Source organism: Brevibacterium sp. 'Marine', from assembly GCF_012844365.1.
Lineage (GTDB): Bacteria > Actinomycetota > Actinomycetes > Actinomycetales > Brevibacteriaceae > Brevibacterium.
Window position 1 is genome coordinate 1638201 of the sequence record NZ_CP051626.1, and the last position, 13528, is coordinate 1651728.

Below are 13528 nucleotides of genomic sequence, written 5' to 3' on the forward strand. Positions count from 1 at the left end.
TTTGTCAGTGCATCAACAACTATTGTTGGAGCATGACCGAAAACGATCAGCAGCATCCTCCGAACCGATTCCGTGGGGCATGGGAGGCGTTCCGGCGGGGACGCGGATCCTCGCGTTCCCAGTCCGAATCCGAAATGACCCCGTCGCAGGCCGTCAGTCCCGAGGAGATCGCACTCAGTCGAATCGAGGCCGAGGCCAAACCGTATGTGGCTCCGGGTCTCAAACTCGCTGCTGCGTGGTCGTGGCGGTCGATCGTCGTGCTCGTGGCGATCGGCGTGGCCCTGTGGCTCCTGTCGAAGATCTCCAGCGTCGTGCTGCCCGTGCTCATCGCTCTGCTGTTGGCCGCTCTGCTCGCTCCGCTGACCGGGTGGCTGAAGAAGAAGCGTGTACCGCGCGGCGGGGCCGCTGCGATCTCCTTCATCGGGTTCATCGTCATCGTGCTCGGCCTCTTCGGCCTCGTCGGTCAGCAGATCTATTCCGGCATGCCCGATCTCGTCAGACAGGTCATCGCCGGTGTGTCCGGAATCAGCGGCTGGTTGGCCACGAGTCCCTTCGGCATCGATGCCTCGACCATCTCGAGCTATATCGACGAGGCGATCAAGACCGCGACGAGCTTCTTCCAGAACAACAGCAGCCAACTTCTCGGCGGTGCCCTGGAGGCCACCTCCTCGGTGGGCACCTTCCTCACCGGTATGGCCGTCTGCCTGTTCGCGACGTTCTTCTTCCTCTATGACGGAGAGAACATCTTCAGGTGGGTCATGAACCTGCTGCCGGTTCCCGCCCGCCCCGTCGCCACAGGAGCCGCTCGGCGTGGGTGGACGACCCTCGTGCAGTATGTGCGGGTCCAGATCCTCGTCGCCGCAGTCGATGCGATCGGCATCGGCATCGGCGCTGCGTTCCTCGGGATCCCTCTGGTCATTCCCATGACCGTGCTCGTCTTCCTCACCTCGTTCGTCCCCGTCGTCGGCGCCATCGCCTCCGGCGCGGTCGCCGTGCTCGTCGCTCTGGTCTCGAACGGACTGGTCAGCGCGGTGATCATGTTGGCCGTGGTCATCGCGGTCCAGCAGATCGAAAGCCAGGTCCTGCAGCCTTTCCTGATGGGCAAGGCCGTGTCCGTCCACCCGCTGGCCGTGATCCTCGCGGTCACCGGAGGCGGCTTCCTCTTCGGCATCGTCGGTGCCCTCTTCGCCGTTCCCCTGGTGGCGGTGCTCAACAGCGTCGTCAGCTATATCGTGCGCACGAACGCCGGTGACTCCGAGGCCGCAGAGGATGATCCGGTGCGAGACCCGAAGCGAGACCCGGACGAGCGAGAAGCCACCGCTGTCCTGGAGACAGCGAAGGAACGGCTCACCGATGCCGTCCGCGAATCCGCGGAGGTCGAACGCGCATCAGATACCGAACCGCCCGATTCGGCAGGAACCGGAACAACCGGTTCGACGACGTCGGGTGAGCCCGGTTCGGCAGAGCCCGGACGGCCGAAGAAGAGCCCCGACGACGCCTGAACCTCGGACCAGGCGACCCGGCAGGACGCGTCTGAACCGGAGTGAATAGAGAAGTGGGCGGGTGCGATCGCACCCGCCCACTTGTGTCTGTCGATGATCAGCCGGTGAAGGCTTCGACGGAATCGACCTTGACCTCGATGGTCTTGCCGTTCGGAGCCTCGTATGAGGTCGTGTCTCCGGCCTTGACGCCGAGGACAGCCGCTCCGAGCGGCGACTTCTCCGAGAAGACGTCGATATCGGAGTCCCCGGCGATCTCGCGGTTGCCCAGCAGGAACCGCATACTGTTGCCCGCGACGGTCGCAGTGACGACGGTTCCGGGGGCCACGGTCTTGCCGTCGCTGTCGTTCGAGCCGACCTTGGCGTTGCGCAGCAGCACCTCGAGCTGGCGGATGCGAGCTTCCTGCTTGCCCTGCTCATCACGTGCTGCGTGATAACCGCTGTTCTCCTTCAAGTCACCCTCGTCGCGGGCGGCTTCGATCTTCTCAGCAATCTCTGCACGACCCGGTCCGGAGAGATGCTCGAGTTCCTTCGACAGGCGGTCAAAGGCTTCCTGGGTCAACCATGTCTCTTCCTGGGTGACTTCCTCGGTCATGACTTCTCCTTCTTCGGTCGGTGCACTGACGGGCGTGTCAGGCAACGAAAAAACCGGGCGTATGGGCACGCCCGGAAGTTGAATGAAACTACAGTGTAACGCATCTGCAGGGAAAAAATGATGAGCTCGATCACGTTGCCTGCCGCGAGCCGGAAGTTCGCAGCCGCAAGCCGCATCCTCGTGCGAGAACTATTCGAACCAGCAGGAGTCCACGTGACCGGAGGCCGCCAGCTGAGTCGTGGCCAGGTCGACGTCGACGCGCTTCGGCGAATTCGGATCGGCATTCGGATCGGCAGCAACGGTCACCTCGGTGAAGCCGACGATCGCTTCGTGCTCATTCGTGGCCTGGACGATGCAGTGCACGTCGCGTTCCTGATCCGGAAATATTCCGACGCTGACGTGCGTTGACGAGTTGTCGACAACCGAATAGTCAAGAGTGCGCGGTGTCGTGGGATTCGTCTGCGGACGGAAGGCCCAGACAGCGATGACGGCGACCACAGCGGCGAGGACGACGACGGCGATGATCTTCGCTCGACGACTCAGCTCTCGTGTGGGCCTGCTGGTCCGGCCGTAGCGATCATCATGCAGTGGTGGTGCCACTGTTACCTCAGTCATTGAATTCCTCATTAAGTACTTCGCGCACTAATCTAGAGTAGTCGATCCTCTGCCGGCGATCATGTCAGCCGCAGCGCCGGCAGGAGGTGGCCACCAGGCTGAATCGAAAGGGACATTTAGGATATGACTTCGCTTCCGTACCATGGGCTGCGCCTGTTGGCCGTCCATGCCCACCCCGACGACGAATCCTCCAAGGGTGCGGCAACGACCGCGAAGTACGCGTCTCTGGGTGCGCGGGTGCTCATCGCCACGATGACCGGCGGTGAGGCCGGCGACATCCTCAACCCCGCTCTGCTGCAGAGCCCGAAGGCCAGCCGCGATATCGCCGGTCTCCGTCGTGAGGAGATGGCGACTGCTGCCGCCGCTCTCGGTGCCGAACATGTCTGGGTCGGGCACGTCGACTCGGGGCTGCCCGACGGTGATTTCGACAACCAGACTCCTCCGGGATGCTTCTATCGTGTCCCCGATGAGGTCGCGATGCTGCCCCTCGTGCACATCATCCGCACCTTCCGGCCGCAGGTGGTGACCACCTACGACGAGCTCGGCGGTTATCCTCATCCCGACCACATCAAGAACCATGCCGTGACCATGGCCGCCGTCGAGGCCGCCGCTGATGCGGCCTCTCATCCCGAGCTCGGTGAGCCGTGGCAGGTGCAGAAGATCTACTTCAATCAGGACCTGTCGGCGAAGAAGTGGATCACCATCCACGAGAAGATGCTCGAGGCGGGACTCGAATCCCCGTTCGCCGACCACCTCGAGGATTTCAAGAAGCGCGACAATCAACGCCACAACTGGTTGAGCACCCGCATCGACTGCTCCGAGTTCTTCACTGCTCGCGATCGGGCGCTGCTTTCCCATGCCACTCAGATCGACCCCGAGGGCGGCTTCTTCTCTGCTTCTCGCAAGGCCGCTCGCACGTACTGGCCGACCGAGGAGTTCGAACTGGCTCTCGACCTCACCGGCCGTGAACCGCTGAACCGCGATCTCGACTTCCAGGAGACCGATCTGTTCGCCTGTGTGACCTTCGATGACGGTCGTCGCGTTCCCGATGAGGGGATGCTCCCGGCATCACCGGCCGCCGACGACCTCGACGCTGAAGCAGCAGTCCCGACCGAAAGCGATGCCCGCGCATGATATTCGCGTCCTCTCCGACCCCGACTCCGGACGGAGGCGCACCGGACCCGGATCTGGTGACACCCGGAACGATCGGCTTCCTGGCTACCCTCGTCATCGTGATCCTGACGATCTTCCTCATCCGGGACGCTCTGCGTCGTGTCCGTCGGGTGCGGGCCCGATCGGGTGCGAATGATGCCTACCCGATCCCGCTGCGTAGGCATGTGGTTCCGAATCAGTCGACGCTCTCAGGGCCGGATGCACCCGAACCGGAGACCGCTGAGCGCGACTCCGACGCAGCCGCCGATACCGGACCATCCGATGCAGATCGCCGAGGCGGCGCGACGGAGGAGCCGATCGATTCCTCCGAATCCTCCGACGAACGGAATGGACGAGCCTGAGGCTCTGAGGTCCTGTGCCCATAGACACCGGCGCGATCACCGATGGGTGATCGCGCCGGTTGCGTCCGTGCAGACTCAGCTGAAGGACGAAGAGCCGGGGCGGACCGTCCGGACTCAGTCGAATGGAGTTCAGTAGGCGGCGACGGCGGCGATGATGAGCGCGGCGAGATGGCAGCCGTAGCCGAGGATCGTGAGGATATGGAAGATCTCATGGAAGCCGAGCCACTTCGGTGAGGGGTTCGGCCGCTTGATCCCATAGATCACGGCGCCGGCGATATAGCACACACCGCCGAGGACGACGAGGAGGCCGACGGCGAAGTTCGTCGCCCAGATCTGAGGGATGTATCCGACTCCGGCGACCCCGAACCCGACGTAGATGGGCACGAAGAGCCACCTCGGCGCGGTGGTGAAGATCGTACGGAAGGCCACTCCGAGGGCGGCGGCACCCCAGAGCACGGACAGCAGGAGGATCGCCTGGTCGGTGGTGAGCATCAGCACGGCCAGCGGAGTGTACGTGCCGGCGGTGATGAGGAAGATGTTCGCATGGTCGAGCCGCCGCAGGACCAGGCGGGCGCGGGTGCGCCAGCGGCCTCGGTGGTAGACGGCGGAGGTGCCGAAGAGCAGCATGCCGGTGACGGCGAAGATCGCGGCGGCGATACGCGATTCGATCGTCGGGGAGATGATCACCAACGCCAGGCCGCCGATCATCGACAGAGGGAATGCACCGGCGTGGAACCATCCACGCAGCTTCGGCTTGACCTGACCGGCCAGTTTCGTCAGTTCGGCTCGCAGAGCCGAGCGGCGACGGGCGATGCGGTGGTCATCGGCGGGCGGTAAATCATCCGCACCGGCTGAACCGACGGGCCCGGAGCCGTCGGGGACGGCTGGAGAGGAATCGGTGAGCGAAGCGTTCATGGGTCCATAGTAGCCAGCGCGCCTGAGGCCGCGTTCAGCATCGTCGGCTAGTAGTCTTATACAGTGTTCGAGCCGACCGACGACCCATATGGAAGAGGACAGCTGTGGCGCGACCCGTGAACCTGCTCTATCGGCTGTACGAGCGACGGCTCAAGCGTGAGCTCGACAAGTCGGTTCCGGTTCCGCGGCACGTCGGCGTCATCACCGACGGCAATCGCCGGTGGGCGAAAGAATTCGGGGCCACGACCGCAGACGGTCACCGGGCCGGAGCGGCGAAGATCGTCGAATTCCTCGGCTGGTGTCACGAGATCGACGTGGAGATCGTCACTCTCTATGTTCTGTCCAAGGAGAACCTCGCCCGTTCCGCCGAAGAAGTGTCGATCCTCATCGAGATCATCTCGGATCTGGTGGAGAAGATCGCAGCGCTCGACGGCGTCGGCGTCCAACTCGTCGGTGATCTCGAGATCGTTCCACCGGATCTGCGGGCCCGCTTGGAAGCCGTGACGACGACCGAGGACTGCGGCATGCGCGTCAACGTCGCCGTCGGCTACGGCGGCCGACAGGAGATCGTCAACGCGGTGAAATCCCTGCTGCGGACTCAGGCCGACGACGGCACGGATCTCGAGACCATCATCTCCGAGCTGTCTCCCGAGCAGATCGGCGAACACCTCTACACCAAGGGCCAGCCGGATCCCGACCTCATCATCCGCTCGTCGGGAGAGCAGCGACTCTCCGGCTTCCTCATGTGGCAGAGCGCCTACTCGGAGTTCTATTTCTGCGAAGCCTACTGGCCGGACTTCCGTCGCACGGATTTCCTCCGTGCCGTGCGCGACTACGGTCTGCGGCAGCGCCGCTTCGGCAAATAGGGCCTGCCGGCGGTCCGCGCGGATTCACGGCCGTGTGACGGTGGAATCCCGCATTCACTCGAAGTTCATGACCTCGACTTGCCCGAACACGCGTGCCGCTGCCGTCTGCGAGGGCGAACCGGGTTAGGTTGACTGTAGTTGGTCGACACCAACCCGAGATCGGGGGATGTCAGAACCGGATCTCGGCGGAACTCACGCCTCAGAGGTCCTCATGGCTGAAAAAGTCCACACCTACGTTCTCGACACCTCGGTGCTGCTGTCGGATCCCGGAGCGCTTCTGCGCTTCGCCGAACACCACGTCGTCATCCCGCTCATCGTCGTCTCCGAACTCGAGGGCAAACGCAATCATCCCGAACTCGGATTCACCGCACGCAAAGCCCTCCACATCCTCGACGACTTCCGTTCCGACTACGACCGATTGGATCAGCCCATTCCGGTCGGCGATGCGGGCGGAACGCTGCGGGTCGAGCTCAACCACATCGACGCCTCCACGATGCCGGTCGGCTTCGACCGGACGGAGAACGACACCCGCATCCTGGCCGTGGCCCGCAACCTCTCTGCCGAAGGCTGTGACGTGGTCGTCGTGACCAAGGACGTGCCGATGCGAGTGAAAGCTTCGGCCCTGGGTCTGCACGCGGAGGAGTATCTGGCGGAGCTGGCCGTCGACTCCGGGTTCACCGGGATGAGCGAGCTCGGCCTCGACGACGAGCAGATGAGCGAGTTCTACGATTCGGGGTCGGTCGTCACCGAGGAGGTCTCCGACGAGGTGGTCAACACCGGTGTCGTCATCACCTCACCGCGCGGATCCGGACTGGGACGTGTGCGCAGCGGCAACCGAGTGTCGATGGTGCGCGGGGATCGTGACATCTTCGGCGTCCACGGCCGATCGGCGGAACAGCGGATCGCCATCGACATGCTGCTCGACGACGCCCTGGGGATCGTGTCGATGGGAGGGCGAGCCGGAACGGGGAAGTCCGCGCTGGCCCTCATGGCGGGCCTGCAGAAGGTGCTCGAGGAGAACAAGCACTCGAAGATCATGGTCTTCCGCCCCCTCTACGCCGTCGGCGGGCAGAACCTCGGCTACCTGCCCGGCAGCGAAGGTGAGAAGATGAACCCCTGGGCGGAGGCCGTGTTCGACACCCTCAGCGCGCTGGTGAGCAAGAACGTCATCGACGAGGTGGTCAACAGAGAGATCCTCGAAGTGCTGCCGCTCACGCACATCCGAGGACGGTCGCTCCACGATGCATTCGTCATCGTCGATGAGGCACAGTCGTTGGAGCGCAATGTTCTGCTCACCGTGCTCTCACGCATCGGAATGAACTCGAAGGTGGTGCTCACCCACGATGTCGCCCAGCGCGACAACCTGCGAGTGGGCAGGCACGACGGAGTCGCCGCGGTGATCGAGAAGCTCAAGGGCCACGAACTGTTCGCCCATGTCACGCTGACACGGTCCGAGAGGTCGGAGATCGCGGCTCTGGTCACCGATGTCCTCGAGGAGTTCGACCCGTTCCGGTCCTGAGCCTCTGTTCCGGTCGCCGACCGCTCACGTCACCGCCGGTGTATCGCGCTATGCGGTGAGCGGTCGACGCTGCGGTGAGCGGTCGACGCTGCGGTGAGCGGTCGACGCTGCAGTGGGCGGTCGACGCTGGGGTGAGCGGTCGACGGGGCTCGAAATGGGCCGCGGACACGAAACGGCGCCCGGACGATTCCGTCCGGGCGCCGTCTCGATCTGTCAGACCGGAGGCTTACTTGTAGCTGCCGATCATCGTGGTGACGTCGAGGGCCTTGTCGAGGTCGGCCTCGGTGATGGAGCCGTTCTCGACGAAGCCGAGAGCGATCGTCGCTTCCTTCACCGTCATCTTCTCGGCCACGGCATGCTTGGCGATCTTCGCAGCGGCCTCGTAGCCGATGACCTTGTTCAGCGGCGTGACGATGGAGGGGCTCGCCTCGGCGAGGAAGCGGGCACGTTCCTCATTGGCGGTGAGTCCGTCGATCATCTTCTCGGCCATAACGGTCGAAGCATTCGCGAGCAGGCGGATCGACTCGAGCAGGTTCGAGGCCATGACGGGGATGCCGACGTTGAGCTCGAACGCGCCGTTGGTCGACGACAGCGACACGGAGGTGTCGTTGCCGATGACCTGAGCGGCGACCTGAATGGTGGCCTCACAGATGACCGGGTTGACTTTGCCGGGCATGATCGAGGACCCGGGCTGCAGGTCGGGGATGGCGATCTCGCCGAGGCCGGTGTTCGGTCCCGAGCCCATCCAGCGCAGATCGTTGCAGATCTTCATGTAGCCGTAGGCGATGGTCCGCAGCTGGCCGGAGGCCTCGATGAGTCCATCGCGGTTGGCCTGCGCCTCGAAGTGGTTGCGTGCCTCGGTGATCGGCAGTCCGGTCTCCTCGGCGAGGATCTCGACCACGCGGGAGGAGAAGCCGTCGGGGGTGTTGATGCCGGTGCCCACAGCGGTTCCGCCCTGCGGGACCTCTGCCACGCGCGGCAGGGAAGCCTCGATGCGCTCGATTCCGTAACGGACCTGAGCGGCATAGCCGCCGAACTCCTGACCGAGCGTCACCGGAGTGGCATCCATGAGGTGGGTGCGGCCGGACTTGACGATGGAGGAGAACTCGTTCGCCTTCTTCTCCAGCGAAGTCGCCAGGGTGTCCATGGCCGGGATGAGGGTGTTGACCAGGGCCTTGGTCACGGCCAGGTGCACCGAGGTGGGGAAGACGTCGTTCGACGACTGCGAGGCGTTGACGTGGTCGTTCGGGTGGACGTTGATTCCGTCGGCTTCGAGCGCCTTCGTCGCGAGCGAGGCCAGAACCTCGTTGGTGTTCATGTTCGACGAGGTTCCCGAACCGGTCTGGAACACGTCGATGGGGAAGTGGGCGTCGAATTCGCCTGCGATGACCTGATCGGCGGCGTTCTGGATGGCTGTGGCACGAGCTTCGTCGAGCACGCCGAGTTCGGCGTTGGCCTTGGCTGCGGCCTTCTTCACCTGTGCCAGTGCGGCGATGTGAGCGGATTCGAGGGTCTTGCCCGAGATCGGGAAGTTCTCGACGGCACGCTGGGTCTGTGCGCTGTAGAGGGCGTCTTTGGGGACTTTGACCTCACCCATGGTGTCGTGTTCGATGCGGAATTCTTCGGTCATTGTTGTCCTTTCCGTTGGGTGCCGGGGAAATGATTGCGGAGTTCAGGGTCGTTGAGAGCCTGAATGGGTGACCACCGAGGCGGTCGGTCGCTTAAGAAGCGTAGGTGGAGACCGCGGCCTCGTCGCCTCCGTACTGGGCGACGACCGTGGTGTGGCCGTCGTGGAGCTGGTAGGTGAGTCCGACGATGATGAGTCGGCCGTCGTCGACTGCGGTCTTGATGATCGTCGACAGCTGCATGATCTTGTCGACGGTGTCCATGGTGTTCTGACCGACGGTCTCGTTGATCGTGGTCCGTCCGTTCTTGCGGGCCCTGGCCACCGTCGGCAGGATGCGGGCGACGACGTCGGAGATGAACCCGGGAGGAGTCTCACCCGAGTCGTAGGCGTTGTAGGCCGCAGTCACGGCCCCGCAGCTGTCGTGTCCGAGCACGACGAGCAGGGGAGTGCCGAGCATTTCGACGCCGTATTCGAGCGACCCCAAGGTGACCGGGTCGATGACCTGTCCGGCATTGCGCACGACGAACATGTCACCGAGGCCGACATCGAAGATCATCTCAGCGGCGACGCGGGAGTCCGAGCAGCCGAAGAGCGTGACGAACGGGGTCTGGCTGTCCGACAGGGACTCGCGCCGTGCAGTGTCCTGGTTGGGATGCCGAGGGACATCGTCGACGAAACGCTGGTTTCCCTCGAGGAGTCGTTTCCACGCCTGATTGGGCATTGCTTTCGCACCTGCTTCCGAGTTGTGTGCATCGCGCCCGGGACCGGGTGCGTTGGGAGGTCAGACCAGGCCGCGGCGTGCGGCTTCTTCTGCGGCCTCCACGTAGGAGTGGGTCTTCGCGGCCTGGTGCTCGGCGAAGACCTGACGGACGGTCCCCGACTTCGATCGCATCACCAACGAGTGCGTGGTGACGTGTCCGCCTTGGAACTTCACTCCGTCGAGCAGGTCGCCGTTGGTGATGCCCGTGGCGACGAAGTAGCTGTTGTCACCGGTGACGAGGTCGTCGGTGTTGAGCACCTGATTGACATCGAGACCGGCCTTGGCGGCGGCCTCGCGCTCCGTGTCGTCCTGCGGCCACAGACGGCCCTGGATGACTCCGCCGAGAGCCTTGATGGCGCAGGCGGTGATGATGCCTTCCGGGGTCCCGCCGATGCCCATGAGCATGTCGACGCCCGTACCGGGACGGCAGGCGGCGATGGCTCCGGCGACGTCGCCATCGGTGATGAGCTGGATGCGAGCTCCGGCGGCGCGGATCTCATCGATCATCTGCTGGTGGCGGGGGCGGTCGAGGATCATCACCGTCACCGAGGCGGGATCCTTCGTTCCCTTCGCCTTGGCGACGCGGCGGATGTTCTCGGCGATCGGCAGACGCAGATCGACGGCATCGGCGGCATCCGGGCCGGTGACGAGCTTCTCCATGTAGAACACGGCGGAGGGGTCATACATCGCACCGTCTTCGGTCACGGCCATGACCGAGATCGCGTTGGGCATGCCCAACGCGGTCAGGCGAGTGCCGTCGATCGGGTCGACAGCAACATCGCAGTGCGGGCCGCCGCCGTCGCCGACCTGTTCGCCGTTGAAGAGCATCGGAGCTTCGTCCTTCTCGCCTTCGCCGATGACGACGGTGCCGGACATGCGGACGGTGGAGATGACATTGCGCATCGCGGCCACGGCTGCCCCGTCGGCGGCGTTCTTGTCGCCGCGGCCGACCCAGGGTGCGGCGGCGATGGCTGCGGCCTCGGTGACTCGGACGAGCTCCAGAGCCAAGTTGCGGTCGGGAGCATCTGACTCGACCTGAGCCTTCTGTGACCATGAGTCGGTCACTGCGACAGGCGGAGTCTCCTCGTCAACTCGTCCTCGGTCATGGTGAGATTTCACGTCAACAGGCTCTTTGGAGTCACTCATGCTTCCAATTGTGCCACCCCTGTGATCGGGGTCGCGACAGCGGTGTCCCCTTGTGGCCGCGGTCACGTCCTCGGGCCGGAATTGGCCCTTCGCGCGCGAGCCGAGGACAATGGCGATGTGAATGTCCGAAATGCTGCCGACGAGACGGGTGCTCGAACGGTCGTCGACGAGACGACTCCGAGTCCTAAGGGAGAGTCCATGGCTGACGAGTCCGGAGTGATGCTGCCGGGGTCCCGGGAAGAGATGCGCTTCCTGCGCAAGAACTCGAACTGGGTCAATATGGTCATCGCGATCCTCGCCTGCCTGGCGGTCGCCGTCGGGATCCTGTTCCTCGCCCCGCAGCCCGAAGTCGACTCCGAGCGCGTCGTCGACTACCAGGGAATCGCCGAGCAGTCCCAGGGCAATGCCGAGTTCGACCTCATCGTTCCGCAGATCCCGCGCGGATGGACCTCGAATGAAGCCAGCCTCGATCGTGTGGGCGACTCCGAGTACACCTCGTGGTACATGTCGTTCATCGGTCCCGACGACCAATGGGTGAGCATCGAACAGGCCGAAGCGAGTGAGAACTGGGCGAAGCGGAAGACCGATGAGTCCGTCGCTGCTGAGAAGGTGACTGTCGGCGGTGCCGACTTCCAGATCTATCGGACCGCAGAGGCGAAGGAATACTGGGTCACGCACAAGGGCGATATGTATGTCGTCCTGAGCGCCACTGCCGCACCGGACACCGTCAACACCTTCGCTGACCAGGTGGCCGCCGAACTGAAGTGACTCCGGCGGACCCGGAGTTCTACTCGGCGTCGTCCGATGTCTCCTCACGGGCCTTGTCGAGGCGTTCCCGCGCTCCATCGAGCCATGCCTGGCAGCGGTCGGCCAGTGCTTCGCCGCGTTCCCACAGCCGCAGCGACTCTTCGAGCGGCAGATTGCCGGTCTCCAGGCGCTTGACGGTCATGACGAGTTCCTCGCGTGCCTGCTCGTAGCTGAGCGTGCTGATATCGGGCTGATCTTCTTGAATCGTCGGTTCGGTCATCGGTGTCTCCTTCGCAGAGTGAGTGGAACGTGGGCAGAGTGCGGAACTGTGGTCAATCCTCGGTCGTCGAATCATCCGTTTCCGGAGTGACTTCGGTGATCTCCGCATCGAAACGGCCCTGAGCGACGCGGACGTGGACGGTGTCACCGGAGACGACCTCAGAGGCATTGCGGACGGCCTGACCGTCGTCGGTCTGGACCACGGCGTAGCCGCGCTCCAACGTCCGCAGGGGTGAGAGGGACCGGGCCTGGGAGCGCAGATGCCGGATCTCGTTCTGCGCCTGGATGAGCAGTCCGTTCGTTGCCTGCAGACTGCGGCGGCGGATCATCGTCAGTTCGTTCTCATACGCGGTGATCATCGTCTGCGGCTCGGCGAGCACCGGCCGTGATCGCACGGCGGTGAGCATCTCCTGTTCGCGGTCGAGGATGCGGTTGACGGCGGCTTCGAGCTCGGCTCGGGCTCGCAGCAGATTCATGCCTTCCTCGGCGACATCCGGAACGATCCGCTTTGCGGCATCCGTGGGCGTTGACGCCCGCATGTCAGCGACCTCGTCGAGGATGGGCCGGTCGGCTTCGTGTCCGATCGCCGAGACCACCGGTGTCTGCGCAGCGGAAACGGCACGCACGAGTGCTTCGTTGGAGAACGGCAGGAGGTCTTCCATGCTCCCGCCGCCGCGGGCGATGACGATGACATCGATCTGCGGATCCGCATCGAGTTCGGCGAGGTTCTTCATCACTCCCGGTACAGCATCCGGGCCCTGGACGGCACAGTTGCGGACTTCGAATTCGGCGGCCGGCCAGCGCAGGTGCACATTGCGGATGACGTCCTTCTGAGCGTCCGAATCCCGTCCGGTGATCAGCCCGATCCGGTTCGGCAGGAACGGCAGGCGACGCTTCCGGTTGGGATCGAAGAGTCCCTCGGCGCCCAGCTGCTTCTTCAGCCGTTCGAGGCGGGCGAGGAGTTCGCCGAGGCCGACGGCACGGATGTCGTTGGCTCGCATCGTCAGGCGACCGGTCTTCGTCCAGAAGTCGGCTTTGAGGTTGGCGACGACATGGCTGCCCTCTGTCAGCGGCGCCCCGGTCCGGTCGAGGACGTTCTTCCAGATCTGGACCGGCAGGGACATCTCGACATCGGTGTCTCGGAGGGTCAGGTAGCTGGCCTTGCCGCGGTGGTTGAGTTCGACGACCTGCCCTTCGATCCACACGCTCGACATGCGGTCGATATAGGACTTCATCTTCGACGACAGCAGACTCAGCGGCCACGGATTCTCCGCCGTGGTCTCGGCTGCGGTGGCGGCGAGCTCCTTCGGCTCGACGGATTCGCCGAGCGTGCCGGGAGTGCCGGAGATTCTTTGCGCCATGTGGGTCCCCTTCCGAACACCCAGCCTAACGAACGGCACCGACACAGCCCATTCCTGGCCGCCGTCGACGCCTCCGGCTTAGACT

General features: G+C 64.2%; 14 protein-coding genes. 6 read left to right on the forward strand and 8 right to left on the reverse strand.

Going from position 1 to position 13528, the window contains the following annotated elements; genetic code table 11:
• Nucleotides 1-32: 32 nt before the first annotated feature.
• Nucleotides 33-1502, forward strand: a complete 1470-nt coding sequence (locus HF684_RS07220; protein WP_169251944.1) for an AI-2E family transporter — start codon at nucleotides 33-35, stop codon at nucleotides 1500-1502.
• Nucleotides 1503-1599: 97 nt separating this feature from the next.
• On the opposite strand, the gene greA is transcribed toward HF684_RS07220, so the two are convergent.
• Both greA and HF684_RS07230 read right to left on the reverse strand, forming a co-directional pair.
• On the reverse strand, nucleotides 1600-2094 hold the full coding sequence (gene greA, locus HF684_RS07225) for a transcription elongation factor GreA (RefSeq protein WP_025778091.1): 495 nt from the start codon (nucleotides 2092-2094) through the stop codon (nucleotides 1600-1602).
• A gap of 189 nt (nucleotides 2095-2283) precedes the next feature.
• The gene (locus HF684_RS07230) at nucleotides 2284-2709 is read right to left on the reverse strand and encodes a DUF4307 domain-containing protein (RefSeq protein ID WP_169251945.1); all 426 of its coding nucleotides are present in this window, start codon (nucleotides 2707-2709) and stop codon (nucleotides 2284-2286) included.
• Between the two features lie 123 nt (nucleotides 2710-2832).
• Between HF684_RS07230 and mca the strand changes: the two genes are divergently transcribed.
• Complete coding sequence (gene mca, locus HF684_RS07235; protein ID WP_169251946.1) at nucleotides 2833-3843, forward strand: mycothiol conjugate amidase Mca; 1011 nt, start codon at nucleotides 2833-2835, stop codon at nucleotides 3841-3843.
• On the forward strand, nucleotides 3840-4223 hold the full coding sequence (locus HF684_RS07240) for a hypothetical protein (protein ID WP_248279164.1): 384 nt from the start codon (nucleotides 3840-3842) through the stop codon (nucleotides 4221-4223). Before mca ends, HF684_RS07240 begins: the two co-directional genes overlap by 4 nt.
• A 129-nt stretch (nucleotides 4224-4352) precedes the next feature.
• Here HF684_RS07240 and HF684_RS07245 read toward each other — a convergent pair whose 3' ends face one another.
• Complete coding sequence (locus tag HF684_RS07245) at nucleotides 4353-5138, reverse strand: hemolysin III family protein (protein ID WP_169251947.1); 786 nt, start codon at nucleotides 5136-5138, stop codon at nucleotides 4353-4355.
• Nucleotides 5139-5242: 104 nt separating this feature from the next.
• On the opposite strand from HF684_RS07245, the gene HF684_RS07250 reads away from it, so the two are divergent.
• Both HF684_RS07250 and HF684_RS07255 read left to right on the forward strand, forming a co-directional pair.
• Nucleotides 5243-6004, forward strand: a complete 762-nt coding sequence (locus HF684_RS07250) for an isoprenyl transferase (RefSeq protein ID WP_169251948.1) — start codon at nucleotides 5243-5245, stop codon at nucleotides 6002-6004.
• 211 nt (nucleotides 6005-6215) lie between these two features.
• Complete coding sequence (locus tag HF684_RS07255; RefSeq protein ID WP_169251949.1) at nucleotides 6216-7523, forward strand: PhoH family protein; 1308 nt, start codon at nucleotides 6216-6218, stop codon at nucleotides 7521-7523.
• A 226-nt stretch (nucleotides 7524-7749) separates the two neighbouring features.
• On the opposite strand, the gene HF684_RS07260 is transcribed toward HF684_RS07255, so the two are convergent.
• The 3 genes from HF684_RS07260 to glpX all read right to left on the reverse strand — a co-directional run bounded on the left by HF684_RS07260 (nucleotide 7750) and on the right by glpX (nucleotide 11056).
• Nucleotides 7750-9153, reverse strand: coding sequence for a class II fumarate hydratase (locus tag HF684_RS07260; protein WP_025778098.1), 1404 nt, complete (start codon nucleotides 9151-9153; stop codon nucleotides 7750-7752).
• 91 nt (nucleotides 9154-9244) lie between these two features.
• A complete protein-coding gene (locus tag HF684_RS07265; RefSeq protein ID WP_169251950.1) occupies nucleotides 9245-9871 on the reverse strand; it encodes a carbonic anhydrase in 627 nt (208 codons plus the stop codon).
• Nucleotides 9872-9931: 60 nt separating this feature from the next.
• Nucleotides 9932-11056: a class II fructose-bisphosphatase gene (gene glpX / locus HF684_RS07270; RefSeq protein WP_211168088.1), complete on the reverse strand. Its 1125-nt coding sequence runs from the start codon at nucleotides 11054-11056 to the stop codon at nucleotides 9932-9934.
• Nucleotides 11057-11254: 198 nt separating this feature from the next.
• Here glpX and HF684_RS07275 point away from each other — a divergent pair, with 198 nt between their 5' ends.
• On the forward strand, nucleotides 11255-11824 hold the full coding sequence (locus HF684_RS07275; RefSeq protein ID WP_248279165.1) for a DUF4245 domain-containing protein: 570 nt from the start codon (nucleotides 11255-11257) through the stop codon (nucleotides 11822-11824).
• A gap of 19 nt (nucleotides 11825-11843) precedes the next feature.
• Here HF684_RS07275 and HF684_RS07280 read toward each other — a convergent pair whose 3' ends face one another.
• Both HF684_RS07280 and xseA read right to left on the reverse strand, forming a co-directional pair.
• Nucleotides 11844-12083, reverse strand: coding sequence for an exodeoxyribonuclease VII small subunit (locus HF684_RS07280; protein WP_169251953.1), 240 nt, complete (start codon nucleotides 12081-12083; stop codon nucleotides 11844-11846).
• 52 nt (nucleotides 12084-12135) lie between these two features.
• On the reverse strand, nucleotides 12136-13443 hold the full coding sequence (gene xseA / locus HF684_RS07285; protein ID WP_169251954.1) for an exodeoxyribonuclease VII large subunit: 1308 nt from the start codon (nucleotides 13441-13443) through the stop codon (nucleotides 12136-12138).
• Between the last annotated feature and the right edge of the window lie 85 nt (nucleotides 13444-13528).